The sequence below is a fragment of the Aminobacter sp. MET-1 genome, from assembly GCF_026521175.1.
In the GTDB taxonomy this organism is placed as follows: Bacteria; Pseudomonadota; Alphaproteobacteria; order Rhizobiales; family Rhizobiaceae; genus Aminobacter.
Window position 1 is genome coordinate 1 of sequence record NZ_JAMSHL010000121.1, and the last position, 263, is coordinate 263.

A 263-nucleotide genomic window follows, 5' to 3' on the forward strand; every position below is an offset into this window, starting at 1 on the left:
GGTCAGTACCGGCGAGTCGAGCATCACCACGCCGCGGTACAGCTCGGGGCGGAGCAAGGCCGCGTGGTAGTGCAGCACGCCACCGAGGGAATGACCGACGCCCCAGACCGGCTCGTCGCCGCCTTCCAGGTGGTGGATCAGTTCGGCGACCAGGTTCGCCCAGTTGTCGTCCACGGGAAAGCGCGGATCGTGGCCATGCTGCTCCAGATGGCGTACCTGATAGTCCGGCGCCAGGGCGGCGAACAGCTTGCCGTAGGTGGCCG

Annotated in this window: 1 protein-coding gene; it reads right to left on the reverse strand. The window is 68.1% G+C overall.

Annotated elements, in window-relative coordinates:
• A partial coding sequence (locus tag NDO48_RS29285; protein WP_267322929.1) for an alpha/beta fold hydrolase occupies positions 1–263 on the reverse strand: 263 nt, incomplete at both ends.